Origin of the sequence: Mycobacterium interjectum (genome assembly GCF_900078675.2) — a bacterium.
Taxonomy (GTDB): domain Bacteria; phylum Actinomycetota; class Actinomycetes; order Mycobacteriales; family Mycobacteriaceae; genus Mycobacterium; species Mycobacterium interjectum.
This window is the reverse complement of the sequence record NZ_LT546236.1, coordinates 646,027-669,639: the sequence shown is the minus strand read 5'-3', so window position 1 is coordinate 669,639 and position 23,613 is coordinate 646,027. Positions and strand designations below refer to the sequence as shown.

Sequence of the window (23,613 nt, the reverse complement as noted above, 5' to 3'; positions counted from 1 at the left end):
AGTGATCACCGTGGATTTCACCCTCCCAGAGCATCTTCCGGGACTGCTCGACGAGATGGACGCGTTCATCGAGGCCGAGATCAAGCCGCTGGAACGCGACCACATCCAGTACTTCGACCAGCGCCGGGAGCACGCCCGCACCGATTGGGACAACGACGGCATCCCGACGCGCGAATGGGAGGACCTGCTCGCCGAGATGCGCAGGCGAGCCGACAAGGCTGGCTGGCTGCGCTACGGATTGCCGGCGTCGCTGGGCGGCCGCGACGGCACCAACCTCGACATGGCCGTCATCCGGGAGCACCTGGCGCACAAGGGCCTCGGCCTGCACAATGACCTGCAGAACGAGTCGTCGATCGTCGGGAATTTCCCGCAGGTGATCATGATGGAGCGCTTCGGCACCGACGAACAACGCCGCGGGTGGTCGGAGGCGTTGATCACCGGGGAGCGGTCCATGGCGTTCGGCCTCACCGAACCGCGGCACGGCTCCGACGCGACGTGGCTGGAGACGAACGCACAACCCGACGGCTCGGGAGATGGAGGCTGGGTGATCAACGGCTCCAAGCGATTCAACACCGGCGTCCACCGCGCCACCCACGACCTGATCTTCGCCCGCACCTCCGGCGAGCCCGGGGCCGCGCTGGGCATCACCGCGTTCCTGGTCCCGACCGATACCCCGGGATTCAACATCCCCTACTACTGGTGGACGTTCAACATGCCCACCGACCACGGCGAAGTCGAGCTGACCGACGTGCGGGTGCCGTCCGATGCGGTGCTCGGGGAGGTGGACCGCGGGCTGGAGGTCGCGCAGACATTCCTGCACGAGAACAGGATTCGGCAGGCGGCCAGCAGCCTGGGCGCCGCGCAATACTGCATCGACCGCGCCGCCGACTACGCCGGCAAGCGCGCCGTCTTCGGCAAGCCGCTCTCGGTCAACCAGGCCGTGCAATGGCCGCTGGCCGAGCTGCAGACCGAGGCGCAGATGGTGCGGCTGTTGGTGCAGTACGCGGCCTGGCACCTGGACCGCGACCACCACATGGAGGTCTCGGACAAGGTGTCGATGGCCAACTACCGGGCCAACCGGCTGGTCTGCGACGCCGCCGACCGGGCGATGCAGATCTTCGGGGGCCTCGGCTACAGCCGCCACGAACCGTTCGAGCACATCTACCGCCACCACCGCCGCTACCGGATCACCGAGGGCGCCGAGGAGATCCAGATCCGCCGGGTCGCGCAGCGGCTGTTCAAGTTTGGCCACAGGTGACCGACACCCAAGAGTTGGCCGCCAAGTTGGCGCGGGTCCTGGCGCCCGAGCTCGGCGCGGGCGTCGCGATCGAGCGGTTGCGCGCGTTGACCGGCGGCGCCAGCCGCACCACGTGGGCGTTCGACGCCGTGACCGGCGACGGGCGCCGTGCGCTGATCCTGCGCACCGGCCCGCCCGACGACGTGCACGCCGGCATGGAGCTCGAGGCCCGCGCCCAGGCCGCGGCCGCCGCGTCCGGCGCACCGGTCCCCCACATCCTGGTGGCCGCCGATTCGGTTGCCGCCCTGGGCAACCCGTTCCTGATCTGCGACGAGATCAAGGGCGAGACCATCGTCCGGCGCATCCAGCGCCGGCTCGAAGCCGACGGCGGGCACGCGCGTCGAACCGAGCTGCTGCGGCAATGCGCGCAAGCGCTGGCCGCCATCCACCGGGCCGATCCGAAAATCCCCGGCCTTGCCCACGAGGACCAACTCGTGCAGTGGCGCGAGCGGCTCGACGCCATGGGCGACACCACCGCCACCTTCGAGTGGGCGTTCCGCTGGCTGGGCGCCCACCGGCCCCAGCCGTCGACCCCGGTCCTGGTGCACGGGGACTACCGAATGGGCAACCTGATCGTCGACGGGTCAAACCTGGCCGCCGTCCTCGACTGGGAGCTGGTGCACGTCGGCGAGGCATGCGAAGACCTGGCCTGGTTCTGCATCCGGGCGTGGCGGTTCGGCGCCCCGGCCAGCCTGAGCGCCGGCGGGCTCGGCAGCATCGAAAGCTTCGTGCGGGCCTATGAGGAGGCCAGTGCGACCACCGTCGACCGGGTGGCGTTGCACTGGTGGCTGGTGCTGGCGACGCTGCGTTGGGGCGTCATCTGCCGCTACCAGGCCGAGCGGCATCTCAGCGGCGAATTCCGCTCGGTGGAGTTGGCGACGATCGGCCGCCGCGTCTGCGAAACGGAGTGGGACCTGCTCGACCTGCTCGAAGCGCCCGGTGACGATGCGCGCCGCGCAGCGGCGCGAGGTGGGGGCACCCCCAGCCGCGCAGCGGCGCGAGGAGGAGGCGGGCAATCGGAGGAGGTGCGCGCATGATCGGCTCTTATGGCCGGCCGCTCGCGGCCGAACTCGTGGCGGCGGTCGCCGAATTCCTGGAGACCGACGTCCGGGAGGCGACCAGCGGGCAGGTCCACTTTCACGCCAGAGTGGCCGCCAACGCGTTGCGCATCGTCGAGCGCGAACTGCTCGACGAGAGCGAGGCGGAGACCGCCGCCGCCTTGGCCGGCGTGGGCTTCGCCGATGAGGACCAACTCGCCGCCGCGATCCGGGCCGGCGAGCTCGACGGGCGCGCCGACGAGGTCACCGCCTGCCTGCGCACGCTGGTACGAAACCGGCTGGCGGTCGCCCACCCCGGATACGACCGAACAGATTAGGAGCCACCATGCCGACCACCACCGCGGAAACCATCCTCGACGTGGCCGACCGCCTGTTCGCGGCGATCGAGCGGGGCGACGTGGTGGGCGTCGATCGCCTGTGGAGCAACGACGTTGCGGTGTGGCGCGTCGGCGCGCGCCGCGGCCCCACCGCCTCCGATGACAAGGGCCGCGCGATGCGGGTAATCGACTGGTTCGTCACCGCGACCACCCAGCGTCGCTACGAGATCCTCGACCGCCAACTTTTCGACGGCGGCTTCGTTCAGCAGCACATCCTGCACGCCACGGGCCATGCCGGCCAATCGATCTCCATGCGCGTCTGCATCGTGATCAGGGTGGGCACGGGCGGCCTGATCGACCGGATCGACGAGTACTTCGACCCCGCCGAGATCGCGCCGCTGCTCGGCTAGGGGTTAGATTCGCCACGAGTCAGATGGGGGTCACAATGACGACTCTGGAAACACTGCTGCACGATCCCGACGTGGCCGGCGTCTGGAACATCGTTAAAGAACGCTCGGCCATCACCTTCAAGGTCAGAAACTTCTGGGGCCTGCTGAACGTCAAGGGCCGCTTCACCGAGTTCACCGGCGACGGGCAGCTGACCGGCAAGGGCGCCGTGTTCGGCCGCCTCGACATCGCGACCGCGTCACTGAGCACGGGCATCGGCCGCCGCGACAGGCACCTGCGCTCGGCCGACTTCTTCGACGTCGAGCGCTTCGGTGAGATCAGCGTCGTCGTCACCGGGGTGCACCCGACCAAGGGGAACGCCGCGGACCTGCGCGCCAACTTCACGATCAAGGGCGTCACCGCGGCGTTGCCCCTGCCCGTCACGGTCACCGAACTCGAGGACGGCTCGATCCAGATCTCCGGCGAGACCAAGGTCGATCGATCCCAATTCGACCTGGGCTGGAACAGGTTCGGCATGGTCGGCGCGACGGCCACCGCGGCCGCGCGGGCAGTCTTCGTTCGGGCGACCCGGTAGGGCTGCCGCGCCACCGCTACCATCTGAGCGTGGCCGACTCCAACGCCCTGCGGATCCTTGTCTACAGCGACAACGCCGAAACCCGCGAGGAAGTGATGCGGGCACTGGGCAAGCAGCTGCACCCGGACCTCCCCGAGCTGAGCTACGTGGAGGTGGCGACCGGCCCGATGGTGATCCGCACGATGGACGAGGGCGGCATCGACTTGGCCATCCTCGACGGGGAAGCCACCCCGACCGGCGGCATGGGCATCGCCAAACAGCTCAAGGACGAACTGCCGACCTGCCCGCCCATCGTCGTGCTCACCGGCCGCCGCGACGACGCGTGGCTGGCCAGCTGGTCGCGCGCCGAGGGCGCGGTGCCGCACCCGCTGGACCCCATCGTTTTGGGCCGCACGGTGCTTGGGCTGCTCCGCACCCCCACTCGCTAAGCGTTTAGCACTTTCACCTGCGCCGACACGGAAACACGCGCCGTGTGGGCGGTCGCTTGGCATCCGCGCCGTGACGCGCCCGGATGCGGGCACGTTAAAACCGGGCAAATAGCACCACCCCGGGCACGTGGGCCGGCCGCAACGACGCTATGTTGAAGGTCACTGCGACGGGCTACAGACCCGGTCCGTCACAGCAGCCCGGTTACCGCCTGGCCGCCCGCTCAGTTTGGGAGGGCGGCCACATTACGACGGATCATGGAGCGAGTTGAACGTCTACATACCCATCCTGGTGCTGGGCGCGATCGCCGCCGCCTTTGCCGTGGGCTCGGTGGCGATCGCGAGTTTGGCGGGCCCGACCCGGTACAACAAGTCGAAGCTGGCGGCGTACGAGTGCGGCATCGAGCCCACCGAATCCCCCGTGAGCGGCCCGCACGCGACGGCCGGGCAGCGGTTCCCGGTGAAGTATTACCTGACCGCAATGCTGTTCATCGTCTTCGACATCGAAATCGTGTTCTTGTATCCCTGGGCGGTCAGCTACGACGCGCTGGGGACCTTTGCTCTGGTCGAGATGGTGGTGTTCATGCTCACGGTCTTCGTGGCCTACGCCTATGTGTGGCGCCGCGGCGGCCTGACGTGGGATTGAGGTAAGACGTGGGGCTGGAAGAACAGCTGCCCGGTGGCATCCTGCTGTCGACGGTCGAGAAGGTGGCGGGCTACGTCCGCAAGAACTCGCTGTGGCCGGCCACCTTCGGGCTGGCCTGCTGCGCGATCGAAATGATGGCGACCGCGGGGCCGAGGTTCGACATCGCGCGGTTCGGCATGGAGCGGTTCTCGGCCACACCGCGGCAGGCCGACCTGATGATCGTGGCCGGGCGGGTCAGCCAGAAGATGGCCCCGGTGCTGCGCCAGATCTACGACCAGATGGGCGAGCCGAAGTGGGTGCTGGCCATGGGTGTGTGCGCGTCGTCGGGCGGGATGTTCAACAACTACGCGATCGTGCAGGGCGTGGACCACGTGGTGCCGGTGGACATCTACCTGCCCGGCTGCCCGCCGCGGCCGGAGATGCTGCTGCACGCAATCCTCAAGCTGCACGAGAAGATTCAACAGATGCCGCTGGGCGTCAACCGCGAAGAAGCCATCGCCGAGGCCGAGCAGGCGGCGCTGGCCGCCCGGCCCACCATCGAGATGCGCGGGCTGCTGCGATGAGCTCGCCGGACCACGACCCGAAGGTAGCGGCCAGCGAGGTGGGGGGATCGGTCCCCAGCGCCGACGAAGAGGTCATCGACGTTCGTCGCGGCATGTTCGGGGTCAGGGGCACCGGCGACACCTCCGGGTACGGGCGGCTGGTGCGCGAGGTCACGCTGCCCGGCAGCAGCCCCCGGCCCTACGGCGGTTACTTCGACGACATCGCCGACCGGCTGGCCGAGGCGCTGGGCCGCAGCGGTGTCGAATTCGACGACGCGATAGAGAAAGTCGTGGTCGACCGCGGCGAACTGACGTTGCACGTCCGCCGCGATCTGCTGCCGCAGGTCGCCCAGCGGCTGCGCGACGAACCGGACCTGCGCTTCGAGCTGTGCCTGGGCGTCAGCGGCGTGCACTATCCGCACGAGACCGGCCGCGAATTGCACGCCGTCTATCCGCTGCAATCGATCACCCATAACCGTCGGCTGCGGCTGGAAGTGGCTGCGCCGGACAGCGATCCGCACATCCCGTCGCTGTATGGGGTCTACCCGACCAACGACTGGCACGAGCGGGAAACCTACGACTTCTTCGGGATCATCTTCGACGGCCACCCGTCGCTCACCCGGATCGAGATGCCCGACGACTGGCAAGGGCATCCGCAGCGCAAGGACTACCCATTGGGTGGCGTCCCGGTCGAATACAAGGGCGCGCAGATTCCCCCACCCGACGAGCGCAGAGGCTACAACTGATGAGCGACACCGACACTGGCACTGTCCTGGTCGCGGGCGGTCAGGACTGGGACCAGGTCGTAGAGGCCGCCCGCAACGCAGACCCGGGTGAACGCATCGTCGTCAACATGGGGCCCCAGCACCCGTCCACCCACGGGGTGTTGCGCCTGATCCTCGAGATCGAGGGCGAGACCGTCACCCAGGCCCGCTGCGGAATCGGCTACCTGCACACCGGGATCGAGAAAAACCTCGAATACCGGTACTGGACCCAGGGCGTCACCTTCGTGACCCGAATGGACTACCTGTCACCGTTTTTCAACGAGACGGCGTACTGCCTGGGCGTCGAGAAACTGCTCGGCATCACCGACGAGATCCCGGAGCGCGTCAACGTCATCCGGGTGATGATGATGGAGCTCAACCGGATCTCGTCGCATCTGGTCGCGCTGGCGACCGGCGGCATGGAATTGGGCGCGATGACCCCGATGTTCGTCGGTTTCCGCGGCCGCGAGATCGTCCTGAACCTGTTCGAGTCCATCACGGGTCTGCGGATGAACAGCGCCTACATCCGGCCCGGCGGCGTCGCGCAGGACCTGCCGCTAGGCGCGGAAACCGAGATCGCCGAGGCCCTCGAGCAGTTGAAGCAACCGCTGCGCGAAATGGGCGAGCTGCTCAACGAGAACGCCATCTGGAAGGCGCGCACCGAGGGCGTGGGCTACCTGGACCTGACCGGCTGCATGGCGCTGGGCATCACCGGCCCGATCCTGCGCTCCACCGGGCTGCCGCACGACCTGCGCAAGAGCGAGCCCTACTGCGGCTACGAGAACTACGAGTTCGACGTGATCACCGACGACGGTTGTGATGCGTACGGGCGCTACATCATTCGCGTCAAAGAGATGTGGGAGTCGATCAAGATCGTGGAGCAGTGTCTGGACAAGTTGCGGCCGGGCCCGACGATGATCTCCGACCGCAAGATCGCCTGGCCGGCCGACCTGAAGGTGGGCCCGGACGGCATGGGGAACTCCCCCGAGCACATCGCGAAGATCATGGGCAGCTCGATGGAGGCGCTGATCCACCACTTCAAGCTGGTCACCGAGGGCATCCGCGTTCCCGCGGGCCAGGTTTACACCGCGGTGGAATCGCCGCGCGGCGAGCTCGGTGTGCACATGGTCAGCGACGGCGGCACCCGGCCGTACCGCGTGCACTATCGGGACCCGTCCTTCACCAACCTGCAGTCGGTCGCCGCGATGTGCGAGGGCGGGATGGTCGCCGACCTGATCGCCGCCGTCGCCAGCATCGACCCGGTGATGGGCGGGGTCGACCGATGACGGGGCCGCAGGGGCAGCCGGTGTTCATCCGGCTCGGGCCGCCGCCCGACGAGCCCAACGCGTTCGTGGTCGAGGGTGCGCCGCAGTCGTATTCGCCGGAGGTGCGGGCTCGGCTCGAGGTCGACGCCAAAGAGATCATGGGCCGCTACCCCAACAAGCGCTCCGCGCTGCTGCCGCTACTGCACCTGGTGCAATCCGAGGACTCGTACCTGACCCCGGCGGGCCTGGAGTTCTGCGGCGAGCAGCTGGGGCTGACCGGCGCCGAAGTGTCCGCGGTGGCAAGCTTTTACACGATGTACCGCCGCGGACCCACCGGCGATTACCTGGTCGGTGTCTGCACCAACACGCTGTGCGCGGTGATGGGCGGCGACGCCATCTTCGAAACGCTGGTCAACCATCTCGGCGTCCGCAACGACCAGACCACCCCCGACGGCAAGATCACCCTGCAACACATCGAGTGCAACGCCGCGTGCGATTTCGCACCGGTCGTGATGGTCAACTGGGAGTTCTTCGACAACCAGACCCCCGAGTCGGCGCGCGAATTGGTCGACTCGCTGCTCTCCGGCGAGCCGAAGTCGCCCAGCCGCGGGGCCCCGCTGTGCGCCTTCCGCGAGACGTCGCGCATCCTGGCCGGCCTGCCCGACGAGCGTCCGGACCAGGGCCAGGGCGGCGCGGGCGCCGCGACCCTGGCCGGCCTGCGGGTGGCGAGGGAGCTCGGCATGGAGGCGCCCGAAGCCCCGTCGTCCGGGAAGGACCAGTGATGGCCGCCCCCACCGCCCAGGCGACGCCGCTGACGCCGGTGATCAGCCGCTTCTGGGACGATCCCGAGTCGTGGACGCTGGAGACCTACCGCCGCAACGACGGCTATCGGGCGATGCAGAAGGCGCTGAGCATGGAGCCCGACGCGGTGATGGGGGTCGTCAAGGACTCCGGCCTGCGCGGCCGCGGCGGCGCGGGCTTCTCGACGGGGACGAAGTGGTCGTTCATCCCACAGGGCGACACCGGCGCGGCCGCCAAGCCGCACTACCTGGTGGTCAACGCCGACGAGTCGGAACCCGGCACGTGCAAAGACATTCCGCTGATGCTCGCGACGCCGCACGTGCTCGTCGAGGGCGTGATCATCGCGGCGTACGCGATCCGGGCCAGCCACGCGTTCATCTACGTGCGCGGCGAGGTGCTGCCGGTGTTGCGCCGGTTGCAGAACGCGGTGGCCGAGGCCTATGCCGCCGGTTACCTGGGCCGCGACATCAACGGTTCCGGCTTCGACCTCGAGTTGGTGGTGCACGCCGGCGCGGGCGCCTACATCTGCGGCGAGGAGACCGCGCTGCTCGACTCGCTGGAGGGCCGGCGCGGGCAGCCCCGGCTGCGGCCGCCGTTCCCCGCGGTGGCCGGCCTCTACGGCTGTCCGACGGTGATCAACAACGTCGAGACGATCGCCAGTGTCCCGCCGATCATCCTGGGCGGCGCCGAATGGTTCCGCTCGATGGGCAGCGAGAAATCGCCTGGCTTCACGCTGTATTCGCTGTCCGGGCACGTCACCCGGCCGGGCCAGTACGAGGCCCCGCTGGGGATCACGCTGCGCGAGTTGCTCGCCTACGCCGGCGGCGTGCGGGCCGGGCACCGGCTCAAGTTCTGGACGCCCGGCGGGTCGTCGACGCCGTTGCTCACCGACGAGCACCTCGACGTGCCGCTGGACTACGAGGGCGTGGGCGCCGCCGGCTCGATGCTGGGCACCAAGGCGCTGGAGATCTTCGACGAGACAACGTGTGTGGTGCGCGCGGTGCGCCGCTGGACCGAGTTCTACAAGCACGAGTCGTGCGGCAAGTGCACGCCTTGCCGCGAGGGCACCTTCTGGCTGGACAAGATCTACGAGCGGCTGGAAACCGGCGGGGGCACCAGCGAGGACATCGATAAATTGATGGACATCTCCGACACGATTCTCGGAAAGTCGTTCTGCGCGTTGGGCGATGGCGCCGCCAGCCCGGTGATGTCGTCGATCCAGTATTTCCGCGACGAGTACGTCGCCCACGTCGAGGGGGGCGGCTGCCCATTCGACCCCCGGGATTCCATGCTCAACGGAGGTAACGCGTGACCCAGGCGGCCAAACCTCAGACCGGCGACGGGGTTAGTCGGCCGGAGATGGTGACGTTGACCATCGACGGCGCCGAGATCAGCGTTCCCAAGGGGACTCTGGTGATCCGCGCGGCCGAGCTGATGGGCATCCAGATCCCACGGTTCTGTGACCACCCGCTGCTGGACCCGGTCGGCGCGTGCCGCCAGTGCCTGGTCGAGGTCGAGGGACAGCGCAAGCCGATGGCGTCGTGCACGACGGTCGCCACCGACGACATGGTGGTGCGCACCCAGCTCACCTCCGAGGCCGCGGACAAGGCCCAGCACGGCGTCATGGAGCTGCTGCTGATCAACCACCCGCTGGACTGCCCGATGTGCGACAAGGGCGGCGAATGCCCGCTGCAGAACCAGGCAATGTCCAACGGCCGCACCGACTCCCGCTTCACCGACGTCAAGCGCACCTTCGCCAAGCCGATCAACATCTCCGCGCAGGTGCTGCTGGATCGCGAGCGCTGCATCCTGTGCGCCCGCTGCACGCGGTTCTCCGAGCAGATCGCGGGCGACCCGTTCATCGACATGCAGGAGCGCGGCGCCCTGCAACAGGTCGGCATCTACGCCAATGAGCCGTTCGATTCGTACTTTTCGGGCAACACCGTGCAGATCTGCCCGGTGGGCGCGCTGACCGGGACCGCGTACCGCTTCCGGGCCCGCCCCTTCGACCTGGTCTCCAGCCCGAGCGTGTGCGAGCACTGCGCTTCGGGGTGTGCGCAGCGCACCGACCACCGCCGCGGCAAGGTGCTGCGCCGGCTGGCCGGCGACGACCCCGAAGTCAACGAGGAATGGAACTGCGACAAGGGCCGGTGGGCCTTCACCTACGCGACCCAGGCGGACGTGATCGCCACCCCGCTGGTCCGGGACGCGAACGGCGAGCTGCAGCCGGCGTCGTGGTCGCACGCGATCGTCGCGGCTGCCCAGGGGCTCGAGGCGGCCCGGGGACGTACCGGCGTGCTGGTCGGCGGACGGGCGACGTGGGAAGACGCCTACGCCTACAGCAAGTTCGCGCGAATCACGTTGGACACCAACGACATCGACTTCCGCGCCCGGCCACACTCGGCCGAGGAGGCCGCCTTCCTGGCAGCCCGGGTGGCCGGCCGGCCGGTGACGGTCAGCTACGCCGACCTGGAGGCCGCGCCGGTGGTGGTGCTGGTCGGGTTCGAGCCGGAAGACGAGTCGCCCATCGTGTTCCTGCGGCTGCGCAAGGCCGCCCGCAAGCACGGGCTGGCTGTGTACGCGATCGCGCCGTTCGCCACCCGCGNGGACGGCGAGCCGCATTTGGCCGGCACCGCGCGCCAGCCCGTCGTCCGGCTGTCGGCCGACACCGCGGCCGAGATCGCCGCCGCCGACGGCGACAACGTCACGGTGAGCACACCGCGCGGATCGATCAGCCTGCCGCTGAACATCACCGACATGCCCGACCGGGTGGTGTGGCTGCCGCTGAACTCACCGGGTTCGGCGGTGCACCGGAAATTGGGCGTAACCATCGGCAGCACAGTGAAAATCGGAGTGGGCATATGACCGCCTTGGCCGCCTTCGGGCACGACACCTGGTGGTTGGTGCTGGGCAAGGCGCTGGCCATCTTCGTGTTCCTCATGCTCAACGTGCTGGTCGCGATCCTGCTCGAACGCAAGATTCTCGGCTGGATGCAGCTGCGGCCCGGCCCCAACCGGGCGGGGCCGTGGGGCGTCCTGCAAAGCCTGGCCGACGGAATCAAGCTGGCCCTCAAGGAGAGCATCACCCCGGGCGGCATCGACAAGTTCGTTTACTTTGCGGCGCCGGTCTTTTCGGTTATTCCCGCGTTCACCGCGTTCGCGTTCATCCCGTTCGGCCCGGTCGTGTCGGTGTTCGGCCACCGCACGCCCTTGCAGCTGACCGACCTGCCGGTCGCGGTGCTGTTCATCCTGGGGCTCTCGGCGATCGGCGTGTACGGCATCGTGCTCGGCGGCTGGGCGTCGGGATCCACGTACCCACTGCTGGGCGGAGTGCGCTCCACCGCCCAGGTCATCTCCTATGAAGTCGCGATGGGGCTGTCCTTCGCCGCGGTGTTTCTCTACGCCGGCTCCATGTCGACGTCGCAAATCGTGGCCGCCCAGGACCGGGTCTGGTATGTGTTCCTGTTGCTGCCGTCGTTCGTGATCTACCTGATCTCCATGGTCGGCGAGACCAACCGCGCGCCCTTCGACCTGCCCGAGGCCGAGGGCGAGCTGGTCGCGGGGTTCCACACCGAGTACTCGTCGCTGAAGTTCGCGATGTTCATGTTGGCCGAGTACGTGAACATGATGACGGTTTCGTCGCTGGCCACGGTCATGTTCTTCGGTGGCTGGCATGCGCCCTGGCCGCTGAACATGTGGGCCGGCGCCAACACCGGATGGTGGCCGGTGCTCTGGTTCACCGCCAAGATGTGGACCTTCCTGTTCATCTACTTCTGGCTGCGCGCCAGCCTGCCCCGGTTGCGCTACGACCAGTTCATGGCGCTGGGCTGGAAACTGTTGATCCCGGCCTCGCTGGTGTGGGTGTTGATCGCGGCGGTGATCCGCACGGCCCGCAACCAGGGATACGCGCATTGGACGCCGGTGCTGGTGGTCAGCAGCGTCGTCGTGGCCGGTGCGCTCGTGCTGCTGTTGCGAAAACCGTTCACAGCACCCAGTATTCGCGCGATGGAGCGCCAGCTGCGCCGGCAGCGCGACGAAACCCCCTCCCCCGCAACCACCGAGCCGGCGTTCCCGACGCCGCCGCTGCCGGCGCGGAAGGTCGGCGCCAGCAAGGAGGAAGCACGTGCCTAGATTTCTCGACGCCGTAGCCGGATTCGGCGTGACGCTCGGCTCGATGTTCAAAAAGCGGGTCACCGAGGAATATCCGGAGAAGCCGGGCCCGGTCGCGCCCCGGTATCACGGCCGTCACCAACTCAACCGGTACCCCGATGGCCTCGAAAAGTGCATCGGATGCGAGTTGTGCGCCTGGGCCTGCCCGGCCGACGCGATCTATGTCGAGGGCGCCGACAACACCGAGGAGCTGCGCTACTCGCCGGGTGAACGCTACGGCCGCGTGTACCAGATCAACTACCTGCGCTGCATCGGCTGCGGCCTGTGCATCGAGGCCTGCCCCACCCGGGCGCTGACGATGACCAACGACTACGAAATGGCCGACGACAACCGCGCCGACCTCATCTACGAGAAGGACCGGCTGCTCGCCCCCCTGCTGCAGGACATGCTCGCGCCGCCGCACCCGAGGGCGCCCGGCGCCACCGACAAGGACTACTACCAGGGCAACGTGACCGCGCAGGGGCTGCGCGAGCACGAGAGCGCCGGAGACACAAGATGATCGCAACGCTCGCCGCCGACACCATCGTTCGCACCTCGACCGGCGAAGCCGTCACGTTCTGGGTGCTGGGTGCGCTGGCGCTGGTCGGGGCGCTCGGCGTGGTGCTGGCGGTCAACGCGGTCTACTCCGCGATGTTCTTGGCGATGACGATGATCATCCTGGCGGTGTTCTACATGATCCAGGATGCGGTGTTCTTGGGTGTCGTCCAGGTCGTGGTCTACACCGGCGCGGTGATGATGCTGTTCCTGTTCGTGCTGATGCTGATCGGCGTGGACTCCGCGGAATCACTGAAGGAGACGCTGCGCGGCCAGCGCGTTGCGGCGGTGCTGACGGGAGTCGGGTTCGGCGTCCTGTTGCTGGCAGGTATCGGCAGCGTGGCGACCGGTGGCTTCGTGGGGCTGACCACGGCCAACGCCAACGGCAACGTGGAAGGCTTGGCCGCGCTGATCTTTTCGCGCTACCTGTGGGCGTTCGAGCTGACCAGCGCGTTGCTGATCACCGCGGCCGTCGGCGCGATGGTGCTGGCGCACCGCGAGCGTTTCGAACGCCGCAAGACGCAACGCGAGATGTCCGAGGAGCGGTTCCGCCCCGGCGGGCACGCCACCCCGCTGCCCAACCCGGGTGTCTACGCACGCCACAACGCCGTCGACGTGGCCGCGATGCTGCCCGACGGCTCCTACTCGGAACTGTCGGTGTCCCCGATCCTGCGGATCCGTGGCGCGGACGGCACCGTGTTTGCCCAGACCGAGGGGACCCGGCCCGCCGAGGCCGTGAAGGGCGGTGCGTCGTGAATCCGGCCAATTATCTGTACCTTTCGGCGCTGCTGTTCACCATCGGTGCCGCGGGCGTGCTGCTGCGCCGCAACGCCATCGTGATGTTCATGTGCGTCGAGCTGATGCTCAACGCCGTCAACCTGGCGTTCGTCACCTTCGCGCGGATGCACGGCCACCTCGACGGCCAGATGATCGCCTTCTTCACGATGGTGGTGGCCGCGTGCGAGGTTGTCGTCGGCCTGGCCATCATCATGACGATTTTCCGTGCCCGCAAATCCGCGTCGGTCGACGACGCGAACCTACTCAAAGGCTGAACAACGCCACGATGACTGACTACACCTGGCTGCTGGTGGCACTGCCATTGGCGGGCGCCGCGATCTTGTTGTTCGGGGGCAGGCGTACCGACGGGTGGGGCCACCTGCTGGGCTGCGCCACCGCGCTGGCGGCATTCGGCGTCGGGCTGAGCCTGCTGACCGAGCTGCTCGGCCGCGGCACCGACGACCGGGTCATCCACCAGAAGGTGTTCACCTGGATTCCGGTCGGCCAACTGCAGGTGGACCTCGGCCTGCAGATCGACCAGCTGTCGGTGTGTTTCGTGCTGCTGATCTCCGGGGTGGGGTCGCTGATCCACATCTATTCGGTCGGCTACATGGCCGAAGACCCGGATCGCCGAAGGTTTTTCGGCTACCTCAACCTGTTCCTGGCCTCGATGCTGCTGCTGGTCGTCGCCGACAACTACGTGGTGCTCTACGTCGGCTGGGAGGGCGTCGGCCTGGCCTCCTATCTGCTCATCGGTTTCTGGTATCACAAGCCCACGGCGGCCACCGCGGCCAAGAAGGCGTTCGTGATGAACCGCGTCGGGGACGCCGGGCTCGCCCTCGGAATGTTCTTGATGTTCAGCACTTTCGGCACGCTGTCGTACGCCGGGGTGTTCGCCGGCGCGCCCGCCGCCGGCCGGGGCGCCTTGACGGCGATGGGGTTGCTGCTGCTGCTGGGCGCCTGCGCCAAATCCGCGCAGGTTCCGCTGCAGGCCTGGTTGGGTGACGCGATGGAGGGCCCGACGCCGGTGTCCGCGCTGATCCACGCCGCCACCATGGTGACCGCCGGCGTGTATCTGATCGTGCGGTCCAATCCGCTCTACAACCTGTCGCCCGACGCGCAACTGGGCGTGGTCATCGTCGGCGCCGTCACCCTGCTGTTCGGGGCGTTCATCGGCTGCGCCAAGGACGACATCAAGCGCGCGCTGGCGGCATCGACGATGAGCCAGATCGGCTACATGGTGCTGGCCGCCGGCCTCGGCCCGGCCGGCTACGCCTTCGCCATCATGCACCTGCTCACCCACGGCTTCTTCAAGGCCGGCCTGTTCCTCGGCTCCGGCGCGGTGATCCACGCGATGCACGAGGAGCAGGACATGCGCCGCTACGGCGGCCTGCGCAAGGCGCTGCCGATCACCTTCGCCACGTTCGGCCTGGGATACCTGGCGATCATCGGGGTGCCGCCGTTCGCGGGCTTCTTCTCCAAGGACAAGATCATCGAGGCGGCGCTGTCCACCGGGGACACCCGGGGCTACGTGCTGGGCGGGGCCGCGCTGCTGGGTGCCGGCGTCACCGCCTTCTACATGACCCGCGTCATGCTGATGACGTTCTTCGGTGAAAAGCGTTGGGCCCCCGGCAGCCATCCGCACGAGGCGCCGGCCGTGATGACGTGGCCGATGATCCTGCTCGCCGTCGGCTCGGCGTTCTCCGGCTTGCTGCTGTGGTGGGGGGGCGCCCTGCAGCACTGGCTCGAACCCGTCGTCGGGGTGCGCGAGGAGGCCGCGCACGCCCTGCCGGCCTGGGTCACCACCGTCGTGGCGCTCGGTGTCGTCGCGATCGGCATCGCGGTGGCCTACCGGATGTACGCCACCGCGCCGGTCCCCAGGGTCGCCCCGGTCCGCGTCTCGGCGCTCACCACCGCCGCGCGCGCCGACCTTTACGGCGACGCCTTCAACGAGGAGGTGTTCATGCGCCCTGGTGCGCAACTGACCGAAGCGCTGGTCGAAGTCGACAACGCGGGTGTCGACGGCTCGGTCAACGCGCTGGCGGCGCTGGTGAGCCGGACGTCAAACGTCCTGCGGCGCTTCCAAACCGGCTTCGCCCGCAACTACGCCCTGTCCATGCTGGCGGGCGCGGTGCTGGTGGTGGCGCTGATCCTGGCGGTGCGGGGATGGTGAGCTCGAACGTCCCGTGGCTGAGCGTCCTGTGGCTGCTGCCGCTGGCGGGCTCGGTGCTGATCGTCGTGCTGCCCCCCGGGCTGCGACAGCTCGCCAAGTGGGCCGGCCTGGTGGTCGGCGTGCTGACGCTGGCGGTGGCGATCGTCGTCACGGTCGGCTTCAAAACCGGCGGCCCCACCTATCAATTCGTGGAAAGCCACCAGTGGATCCCGGCGTTCGGCGCGGGTTACTCCCTCGGGGTCGACGGCATCGCGGTGGTGCTGGTGCTGCTGACCGCGGTGCTGATTCCGCTGCTGCAGGTGGCCGGCTGGAACGACGGCAGCCAGCGCACCCGGGAAAACACCCGTAGCGTGCACGCCTACGTCGCGCTGACGCTGGCCATCGAGTCGATGGTGCTGGTCTCGGTGGTCGCGCTGGACGTGTTGCTGTTCTACGTGTTCTTCGAGGCCATGCTGGTGCCGATGTACTTCCTGATCGGCGGCTTCGGGGGCGGCCCGGGCAGGTCGCGCGCGGCGGTGAAGTTCCTGTTGTACAACCTTTTCGGCGGCCTGATCATGCTGGCGGCCGTCATCGGGCTCTACGTGGTGACCGCGCAGCACGGGTCGGGCACGTTCGACTTCCGCGACATCGTCGCCGGCGTCGCGTCGGGCCGCTACGGCGCCGACCCCGCGGTGTTCAAGGCGCTGTTCCTCGGCTTCATGTTCGCCTTTGCGATCAAGGCGCCGCTGTGGCCGTTCCACCGCTGGCTGCCCGACGCCGCCGTCGAGGCCACGCCGGCGACCGCGGTGCTGATGATGGCGGTGATGGACAAGGTCGGCACCTTCGGCATGCTGCGCTACTGCCTGCAGCTGTTCCCGAGCGCCTCAACGTATTTCCGTCCGCTGATCATCGTGCTGGCCGTGATCGGGGTGATCTACGGCGCGGTCGTGGCGATCGGGCAGGCCGACATCATGCACCTGATCGCCTACACCTCGATCTCCCACTTCGGGTTCATCATCCTGGGCATCTTCGTGATGACCACGCAGGGCCAGAGCGGGTCGACGCTGTACATGCTCAACCACGGCCTGTCCACCGCGGCGGTTTTCCTGATCGCGGGCTTCCTGATCTCCCGGCACGGCAGCCGGGCGATCGCCGACTACGGCGGGGTGCAGAAGGTGGCGCCCATCCTGGCGGGCACGTTCCTCGTCTCGGCCATGGCCACCCTGTCGCTCCCCGGCCTGGCGCCGTTCATCAGCGAATTCCTGGTCCTGCTGGGCACTTTCAACCGGTACTGGCTGGCCGCGGCGTTCGGCGTCACCGCGCTGGTGCTCTCGGCGATCTACATGTTGTGGCTCTACCAGCGGGTGATGACCGGGCCGGTGGCCGCCGGCAACGAACGCATCGGCGACCTGAAGGCGCGCGAGCTGATCGTCGTGGCCCCGCTGATCGCGTTGTTGCTCGTGCTCGGCGTCTACCCCAAGCCGGTACTGGACCTGATCAATCCCGCCGTCGAGAACACGATGACCACCATCGGCCAGCATGACCCCGCGCCGAGCGTGCCACCGGGTACTGGCGTGCCCCGGACAGCCGAAGGACCGCACCGATGACCCTTCCGACCCCCAGCGTCGAATACTTCCTGCTCTGCCCGATGCTCATCGTCTTCGGCGTCGCTATCGCCGGGGTGCTCGTGGAAGCGTTTGCGCCCAGGCGGATTCGCTACGCCACCCAGGTGACGCTGGCCCTCGCCGGCCTGATCGCGGCGTTTTTCGCGGACGTGGAGGTCGCCGAGTCGATCCCCGCGTCGGGTCGCGCCGCGGTGCTGGGCGCGGTGGCGATCGACCGGCCGACGCTGTATTTGCAGGGCACCGTCCTGCTGGTCGCCGTCCTGGCGGTGATCTTCATCGCCGAGCGGACGCAGGCCAAGGCCGATGCCAAGGTGGCCGTCGCCGCCGGTTCGGCCGGGTTGGATTCCTTTACGCCGCAGGCGTCCGCGGTTCCCGGCAGCGACGCCGAGCGGGAGGCGGAGCGGGCCGGCGCGGCGCAGACCGAGCTCTTCCCCCTGCTGATGCTGTCCGTCGGCGGCATGATGGTGTTCCCCGCGTCCAACGACCTGTTGACGATGTTCGTCGCGCTGGAGGTCCTGTCGCTGCCCCTGTACCTGATGTGCGGGCTGGCCCGTCATCGCCGCCTGCTGTCCCAGGAAGCGGCGATGAAGTATTTCCTGCTGGGCGCGTTCTCCTCGGCGTTCTTCCTCTACGGCGTGGCGTTGCTCTACGGCGCGACCGGCACGCTGCTGCTGTCCGGGATCCGGGATGCCCTTGCCGCGCATGGTGATAGCTCGATGGCGTTGATCGGCGTCGCGCTGCTGTCGGTCGGGCTGCTGTTCAAGGTGGGTGCGGTGCCGTTCCACTCCTGGATTCCCGACGTCTACCAGGGCGCACCGACCCCGATCACCGGGTTCATGGCGGCGGCCACCAAGGTGGCGGCGTTCGGCGCGCTGCTCCGGGTGGTCTACGTGGCGCTGCCCCCGCTGCACGATCAATGGCGCCCGGTGCTGTGGACGATTTCGATCCTGACGATGGCGGTGGGCACCATCACGGCCGTCAACCAGACCGACGTCAAGCGGATGCTGGCCTATTCGTCGGTCGCGCACGTGGGGTTCATCCTCACCGGCGTCATCGCGGACAACGCGGCGGGCCTGTCGGCCACGCTGTTCTATCTGGTCGCCTACAGCTTCAGCACCGTCGGCGCGTTCGCCATCGTGAGCCTGATTCGCAACGCCGACGGCGTCGAGGACGCGACGCTGGCGCACTGGGCCGGGCTCGGGCAGCGCTCCCCCATCGTCGGCGTGATGTTTTCGATGTTCCTGCTGGCGTTCGCCGGCATCCCGCTGACGAGCGGCTTCGTCAGCAAGCTCGCGGTGTTCAAGGCCGCCGCCCAGGGCGGCGCGGTGCCGCTGGTCATCGTCGGCGTCGTCGCCAGCGGCGTCGCCGCGTACTTCTACGTGCGGGTCATCGTCTCGATGTTCTTCACCGAGGCGACCGACGACACCCCACACGTGGTGGCGCCCGGCATCCTGAGCAAGGCCGCGATCGCCGTATGCGCCTTGGTCACCGTGCTGTTGGGGATCTTCCCGCAGCCGCTGCTCGACCTCGCCGATCAGGCGGCCCAGCTGCTGCACTGAATCGGTCGCGCCGGTCGGCTACAGCTGGCCGAAGACGCCACCCAGGATGCCGACCAGGTCGTCGCCCGCGTTGAACAGCCCCACGCTGTTGCTGCCCGAGTTCCCGACGCCCACGGAGGCCGTGGAGGCGGGGTTGGGCGCCGAGTTCGCGATACCGGAGTTGTCCATGCCCGAGTTCGCGATCCCGACGTTGAAGGCGCCCATATTGGCAAAGCCGATCAGCTGGCTCCCCGAATTGTCGATGCCCACATCCCCGTCACCCACATTGAGCAAGCCCGACGTCGGCAGGCCCAATGCGCCGGTGTTCTTGTTCTGGAAGCCGGAGACGTCGACGCCCGAATTGTAGAAGCCCGAAACACCGGTGCCGCTGTTGCCGAAGCCGGAGTTGGTGACCATCCCGGTGAGATCCGCCGAGCTGCCTACCCCGGTGTTCAGGGTGCCCGCATCGAACAGACCCGTGTTGGTGTTACCCGAGTTGAACCAGCCCGTGTTCACGTTGCCCGCGTTGAACCAGCCTGTGTTTGCGCCCGCGCCGCTCGCGGAGCCGCCGGAGTTGAAGCTTCCGGTATTGAAGGTGCCCGCGTTTGCCATGCCGACGTTCTCGATACCCGAATTACCGAACCCCACGTTGGCAGGCCCCGCGTTGACAAACCCGACGTTCTGGCTTCCGCCGTTCCCGAAGCCGGTGTTGAAGTTGCCCGAGTTCCAAAAGCCCGCGTTGTTGCTGCCCGAGTTCAACAATCCGAAGTTGCCGTTCCCCGAATTGAAGATGCCGACGTTTCCGTTTCCCGAGTTGAAGAGTCCGATGTTGCCGCTGCCCGAGTTTCCGAAACCGATGTTGTTGAGGCCCCCGTTCAGCCCGCCGATGCCGATCATGTTGTCGGCCGGCAGGTTGAAGCCGATGTCGTTGCTGCCGGCGTTGCCGAAGCCGAAGTCGAAGCTGCCGAGGTTGCCGACGCCGATGTCGGAGGAGCCCTGATTGCCGAAGCCGACGTTGAACGATCCCAGGTTTCCGCCGCCGAGGTTGAACCTGCCCGAGTTTCCGCTGCCGATATTTCCGTTCCCGATGCCGAGCGCGCCGCCACCGTTGCCGAGGCCAAGGTTGGCGGAGCCGAGGTTCCCGCTACCCAGGTTGGAGTTGCCGAAGTTTCCCAGGCCCAGGTTCGTGTTTCCGATATTTCCGCTGCCCAGGTTGGCGAAGCCGAAGTTGCCGCTGCCGAGGTTCAAATTGCCCAGGTTGCCGCCGCCCAGGTTGACGTTGCCGATGTTGCCGCCGCCCAGGTNGCCACCCCGGCGCCGACCGCCGCCAGGGCCGCGGTCGCCGCGACGAGTGCCGGTCCGTGGGTGCCGACGCCGGCCAGCCCGACCATGAGCACGCCGAAAACCGTCGAGACCGCGAGTGCGGCCGAACGCGGGATCGATTTCATACCACGGCTATCCCCTCAGCCGTCCCCGCACGCGACGGCGGCGGTCCGGCAGCAGACCCATCGACTGATCCAGGGTGCTGTCCCCCCGCCAACCCACGATGTCCACGCCGACGGTCGCCATGTCGCGATACATCGCGGAGCGCTGCAGCGCCCACATCCGGTCGATCAGCGGGTCCTGCTGGGTGTCGAATGGTGAGCTGTCGAGGATGTCCACCGCGATCACCACATGGCCGCGCTTGCGCAGGTCGATCAACGCCAGCGCGAATTCCGTGTCGAGCAGCGTGGAGAACGCAATCACGATGGCGCCGACCGGAACGGCCGCGCGCGGCGCGAGTGTGCCTGTGGTGTTCTCGAATTGGTCGCCGGCGGCCAGCACGGTGTCGAGCAGCCGGTAGAACTGGCGCTGCCCGATGTCGGCACCGAGCCAGCGCGGGCGGTTGCCGCCGAGCGCGACGATGCCGGCACGGTCACCGTGCCGCAACGCGGTCTGGACCACCTGCGCCGCGCCGCGCACGACTCGTTCGGTGGCCTCGGTCGCCGGACCCGCCGGCTGCCGATACGTGTCGATCAGCACCACCACGTCGGCGGCGCGGTCGGTCAAGCGCTGCGTCACGTGCAACTGGCGGCGGCGCGCGCTCACCGGCCAGTTCACCGCCCGAAGCTGGTCGCCGGGCACGTAGGGGCGAATGTCCGCGTACTCGACGCCCGGCCCGATGTGCCGGGTGAGGTGGGCGCCCAGGCGATCGAGCAACTCCGTCTGCGGGATCGGCGTCGACTGCGGCGGCGTCAGCGGGAACACGAGGACGTCGGCGGCGTCGACGGTGGCGGTCCCCAGCAGCAGCCCGCCGCGCGCGACCACCTCGATGCGGGCCCGCACCGGATAGCGGCCCCAGCGTTGTGCGGTTGCCGCAACCGTTTTCGCATGGCGGGCATCCGGCTCGAGCGCCTCGAGTTCCATGCCCGCGACCGGCGACATGGTGAGTTCAACCGCAGCTTCCCCGCAAGCCCCGCGTGCCCCGCTCTCCTGGGTCACCCAGACTTTGAGCCGCGCTCGGTCGTTTTCGAAGCATCGCTGCGAATCGGGTTCCCCGTGCACCCGGATCTTCGGCGCCGGGCGTTGCCAGCTGATCGAACACAGCACGCCGAGCAGCGGAGCCGCGAAGGCGATCAGCTGCCACCGGGCCCCTATCACGGCGGCGGCCAGCGCGACCCCGGCGCACGTCGCGATCGCACGGGCCAATGGCGATGCGCGCCACGCGAACTCGACTTCGCGGCTTCGGATCACGCCGGCCTCACCCGGTCCCCCCGTGCCCCCCGCCGGTTCGGGGCACCGGCAAGCGCCGCAGCAGTTCCCCGACGACGTCGGCGCCCTGGATCTTGCGCACCCACATCTCCGGGCGCAAGGTGATCCGGTGCGCCACGGCCGCGACGGCGAGCTCCTTGACGTCCTCGGGGATCACGTAGTCGCGACCGAGCAACAGCGCGCGGGCGCGCGCGAGTTGGACGAGGTCGAGTTCCGCACGGGGGCTGGCACCCACCGCGACCTGTGGGTGGTGCCGGGTCGCGGTGGCCAGCGACACCACATAGTGCAGGACGTCCTCGTGCACGGTCACCTGCTCGACCGACTCCCGCATCGCCAGCAGGTCGTTGGCGTCCACCACCTGACTGACGATGGGCTCGGCCGAACCCCGTTCGAGGCGGCGGCGCAGCATCGAGGTCTCGTCGCGCTCGGAGAGGTATCGAAGTTCCAAGCGGATGGCAAACCGGTCCAGCTGAGCCTCGGGTAACGGATACGTGCCCTCGTACTCGATCGGGTTGTCGGTCGCCAAGACGATGAACGGCGTTGGCAGCTTGTGGGTTTCGCCGTCGATGCTCACCTGGCCTTCGGCCATCGCCTCCAGCAGCGCCGCCTGCGTCTTCGGCGGCGTGCGGTTGATCTCGTCGGCGAGCAACAGGTTGGTGAAGATGGGTCCGGCCCGGAAGGCGAAACGACCCGACTGCATGTCGTAAATCGTCGAGCCGAGCAGGTCAGCGGGCAGCAGGTCCGGCGTGAACTGCACCCAGGTGAATCGCAGCCCCAGCGCGGCCGCGAAGGATCTGGCGATCAGCGTCTTACCGAGGCCGGGCAGGTCTTCGATGAGCACGTGGCCGCGCGCGAGGACGGCGATCAGGATCAGCGTCAGCGCCGAGCGCTTCCCCACCACCACGCGTTCGATTTCGTCGAGCACCGCCTCGCACTGTGCGGTGGTGGTCGCGGCCGGCAGTGTCATATTTGCTCCAACTTTCGCAGAATCTCTTCCAGCGCCGCGCGGCCCGGGCCGGGGTGGTGGTCACCGGTGCGCGTGACGTTGTTGGGATTGACCCATTCCCACAGTTCGGCGCCGAACAGCATCCGGCCGGTCGCGTGATATGCCATGGGGTCCTTGGATTGCTTTTGGCCGGTTGTCATTTCGTACCGCCGCGCCAGCATGGGACGCAGGTGGCGGTCCCAGTCGGCACGGGTGGAGTCCGACCAGCGGATCGTCGTCTCGGTGGTGGCCAGCCAGCGACGCAACGAGTCCCCGAGGTCGTCGTAGCCCGGCTCGGCGACCGGTTCGTTGCCGCGCCCCAGGTAGCGGCGGACGTTGAGCAGCACCAGGGCCAGGGCAATGCCCGCGGCCGCGAGCAGGAACCGGTGACCGTGCAGAATCAACGCCAACAGCTCTATCCCCACCACCAGGCAAACACCCAGGGCCAACAGTTTTTTCATACCGGGCTCCGCAATTCCGCGAGGACCAGGCGCAGAACGTTTACCGCCATCTCACGGTGTTCCTCGTTCATCACGTGCGGGGAAAAACGCGCCTCTTCGAACAGATTCACCAACCGCTCCGCGTTATCGGCCCGCAGCGCGTGGTGTTCGACGGCTCGGACGAGGACCTCGGTCGGCGTGTCGAAGTCCTGCGGGGCGGCGCCCGGCACGTTGGCCAGCTCCCGCTCCATAGCGGCATAGCAGGCGATGATCGCCTGGCGAGGTTCCCGGCTGAGGTCGCCGATCTCGGCCAGCCCGACCTCGGCCGCGCGGGCCAGCGATTCCGCGCGCGGCGCGGGCGCCGCAACTTCGACCTGATCGTCGGCGCGCACGGCCGGCGTTGCCGCGCGCCAGCGCCGTCGCGCCATGATCACCGAACCGGCGACGATCACCAGCATCATCGGGATCGCCCCGGCGAGCAAAACCCCGAACATGTCCCCGGAGTCGTTCGGCCGGTGTTGCTGTTGGCTTGGCGGGGGGCCGCC

Annotated in this window: 24 protein-coding genes and 1 pseudogene; 20 read left to right on the top strand and 5 right to left on the bottom strand. The window is 68.2% G+C overall.

What is annotated here, in order from left to right; translation table 11 throughout:
- Positions 1–10: 10 nt before the first annotated feature.
- The 20 genes from BN4348_RS33195 (at position 11) to nuoN (ending at position 18,913) form a co-directional block, all read left to right on the top strand.
- Positions 11–1,258 (top strand): acyl-CoA dehydrogenase family protein, encoded by a 1,248-nt coding sequence (locus BN4348_RS33195; RefSeq protein ID WP_066908892.1) that lies wholly within the window; start codon positions 11–13, stop codon positions 1,256–1,258.
- Entirely contained in the window at positions 1,255–2,334 is a 1,080-nt protein-coding gene (locus BN4348_RS33190) for a phosphotransferase family protein (RefSeq protein ID WP_066908740.1), read from the top strand. Before BN4348_RS33195 ends, BN4348_RS33190 begins: the two co-directional genes overlap by 4 nt.
- Positions 2,331–2,672 carry a DUF6285 domain-containing protein gene (locus tag BN4348_RS33185; RefSeq protein ID WP_066908737.1) on the top strand — a complete coding sequence of 114 codons (342 nt, stop codon included), beginning with the start codon at positions 2,331–2,333 and terminating at the stop codon, positions 2,670–2,672. Before BN4348_RS33190 ends, BN4348_RS33185 begins: the two co-directional genes overlap by 4 nt.
- An 8-nt stretch (positions 2,673–2,680) precedes the next feature.
- On the top strand, positions 2,681–3,082 hold the full coding sequence (locus tag BN4348_RS33180) for a nuclear transport factor 2 family protein (protein ID WP_066908734.1): 402 nt from the start codon (positions 2,681–2,683) through the stop codon (positions 3,080–3,082).
- Positions 3,083–3,117: 35 nt separating this feature from the next.
- The gene (locus BN4348_RS33175; RefSeq protein WP_066908732.1) at positions 3,118–3,654 is read left to right on the top strand and encodes a YceI family protein; all 537 of its coding nucleotides are present in this window, start codon (positions 3,118–3,120) and stop codon (positions 3,652–3,654) included.
- Positions 3,655–3,683: 29 nt separating this feature from the next.
- Complete coding sequence (locus tag BN4348_RS33170) at positions 3,684–4,082, top strand: Rv3143 family two-component system response regulator (RefSeq protein ID WP_066908729.1); 399 nt, start codon at positions 3,684–3,686, stop codon at positions 4,080–4,082.
- 265 nt (positions 4,083–4,347) lie between these two features.
- Positions 4,348–4,725 (top strand): NADH-quinone oxidoreductase subunit A, encoded by a 378-nt coding sequence (locus tag BN4348_RS33165; protein WP_066908724.1) that lies wholly within the window; start codon positions 4,348–4,350, stop codon positions 4,723–4,725.
- Between the two features lie 8 nt (positions 4,726–4,733).
- On the top strand, positions 4,734–5,288 hold the full coding sequence (locus BN4348_RS33160; protein ID WP_055402988.1) for a NuoB/complex I 20 kDa subunit family protein: 555 nt from the start codon (positions 4,734–4,736) through the stop codon (positions 5,286–5,288).
- Positions 5,285–6,013, top strand: coding sequence for an NADH-quinone oxidoreductase subunit C (locus BN4348_RS33155; RefSeq protein ID WP_066908721.1), 729 nt, complete (start codon positions 5,285–5,287; stop codon positions 6,011–6,013). Before BN4348_RS33160 ends, BN4348_RS33155 begins: the two co-directional genes overlap by 4 nt.
- Complete coding sequence (gene nuoD / locus BN4348_RS33150; RefSeq protein ID WP_066908718.1) at positions 6,013–7,317, top strand: NADH dehydrogenase (quinone) subunit D; 1,305 nt, start codon at positions 6,013–6,015, stop codon at positions 7,315–7,317. The genes BN4348_RS33155 and nuoD overlap by 1 nt, the downstream gene beginning before the upstream one ends.
- Complete coding sequence (gene nuoE, locus BN4348_RS33145; protein WP_066908715.1) at positions 7,314–8,078, top strand: NADH-quinone oxidoreductase subunit NuoE; 765 nt, start codon at positions 7,314–7,316, stop codon at positions 8,076–8,078. The genes nuoD and nuoE overlap by 4 nt, the downstream gene beginning before the upstream one ends.
- Positions 8,078–9,409: an NADH-quinone oxidoreductase subunit NuoF gene (gene nuoF, locus BN4348_RS33140; protein ID WP_066908712.1), complete on the top strand. Its 1,332-nt coding sequence runs from the start codon at positions 8,078–8,080 to the stop codon at positions 9,407–9,409. Before nuoE ends, nuoF begins: the two co-directional genes overlap by 1 nt.
- The gene (locus BN4348_RS33135; RefSeq protein WP_066908709.1) at positions 9,406–10,962 is read left to right on the top strand and encodes an NADH-quinone oxidoreductase subunit G; all 1,557 of its coding nucleotides are present in this window, start codon (positions 9,406–9,408) and stop codon (positions 10,960–10,962) included. Before nuoF ends, BN4348_RS33135 begins: the two co-directional genes overlap by 4 nt.
- Before the next feature lie 5 nt (positions 10,963–10,967).
- Complete coding sequence (gene nuoH / locus BN4348_RS33130) at positions 10,968–12,227, top strand: NADH-quinone oxidoreductase subunit NuoH (protein ID WP_096866091.1); 1,260 nt, start codon at positions 10,968–10,970, stop codon at positions 12,225–12,227.
- Positions 12,220–12,765: an NADH-quinone oxidoreductase subunit NuoI gene (nuoI, locus tag BN4348_RS33125; RefSeq protein ID WP_066908703.1), complete on the top strand. Its 546-nt coding sequence runs from the start codon at positions 12,220–12,222 to the stop codon at positions 12,763–12,765. The genes nuoH and nuoI overlap by 8 nt, the downstream gene beginning before the upstream one ends.
- Positions 12,762–13,556 carry an NADH-quinone oxidoreductase subunit J gene (locus BN4348_RS33120; protein ID WP_066908701.1) on the top strand — a complete coding sequence of 265 codons (795 nt, stop codon included), beginning with the start codon at positions 12,762–12,764 and terminating at the stop codon, positions 13,554–13,556. Before nuoI ends, BN4348_RS33120 begins: the two co-directional genes overlap by 4 nt.
- Positions 13,553–13,852, top strand: a complete 300-nt coding sequence (nuoK, locus tag BN4348_RS33115; RefSeq protein ID WP_047313174.1) for an NADH-quinone oxidoreductase subunit NuoK — start codon at positions 13,553–13,555, stop codon at positions 13,850–13,852. The genes BN4348_RS33120 and nuoK overlap by 4 nt, the downstream gene beginning before the upstream one ends.
- A gap of 11 nt (positions 13,853–13,863) precedes the next feature.
- Positions 13,864–15,750: an NADH-quinone oxidoreductase subunit L gene (gene nuoL, locus BN4348_RS33110; protein WP_066908698.1), complete on the top strand. Its 1,887-nt coding sequence runs from the start codon at positions 13,864–13,866 to the stop codon at positions 15,748–15,750.
- Positions 15,747–17,336, top strand: coding sequence for an NADH-quinone oxidoreductase subunit M (locus tag BN4348_RS33105; protein WP_066908890.1), 1,590 nt, complete (start codon positions 15,747–15,749; stop codon positions 17,334–17,336). Before nuoL ends, BN4348_RS33105 begins: the two co-directional genes overlap by 4 nt.
- The gene (gene nuoN, locus BN4348_RS33100) at positions 17,333–18,913 is read left to right on the top strand and encodes an NADH-quinone oxidoreductase subunit NuoN (RefSeq protein WP_066908695.1); all 1,581 of its coding nucleotides are present in this window, start codon (positions 17,333–17,335) and stop codon (positions 18,911–18,913) included. Before BN4348_RS33105 ends, nuoN begins: the two co-directional genes overlap by 4 nt.
- Before the next feature lie 18 nt (positions 18,914–18,931).
- Here the strand turns inward: nuoN and BN4348_RS33095 are convergent.
- The 5 genes and pseudogenes from BN4348_RS33095 to BN4348_RS33075 form a co-directional block, all read right to left on the bottom strand.
- A pseudogene (locus BN4348_RS33095) lies at positions 18,932–20,194 on the bottom strand (hypothetical protein); the annotation flags it as partial.
- A gap of 153 nt (positions 20,195–20,347) precedes the next feature.
- Positions 20,348–21,625 carry a DUF58 domain-containing protein gene (locus tag BN4348_RS33090; RefSeq protein WP_066908686.1) on the bottom strand — a complete coding sequence of 426 codons (1,278 nt, stop codon included), beginning with the start codon at positions 21,623–21,625 and terminating at the stop codon, positions 20,348–20,350.
- Between the two features lie 7 nt (positions 21,626–21,632).
- The gene (locus BN4348_RS33085; RefSeq protein ID WP_066908684.1) at positions 21,633–22,610 is read right to left on the bottom strand and encodes an AAA family ATPase; all 978 of its coding nucleotides are present in this window, start codon (positions 22,608–22,610) and stop codon (positions 21,633–21,635) included.
- Positions 22,607–23,089, bottom strand: coding sequence for a hypothetical protein (locus tag BN4348_RS33080; protein WP_066908681.1), 483 nt, complete (start codon positions 23,087–23,089; stop codon positions 22,607–22,609). Before BN4348_RS33080 ends, BN4348_RS33085 begins: the two co-directional genes overlap by 4 nt.
- On the bottom strand, positions 23,086–23,613 hold a 528-nt coding region (locus tag BN4348_RS33075; RefSeq protein WP_142308636.1), incomplete at its 5' end, for a DUF4129 domain-containing protein. The genes BN4348_RS33075 and BN4348_RS33080, both read right to left, overlap by 4 nt.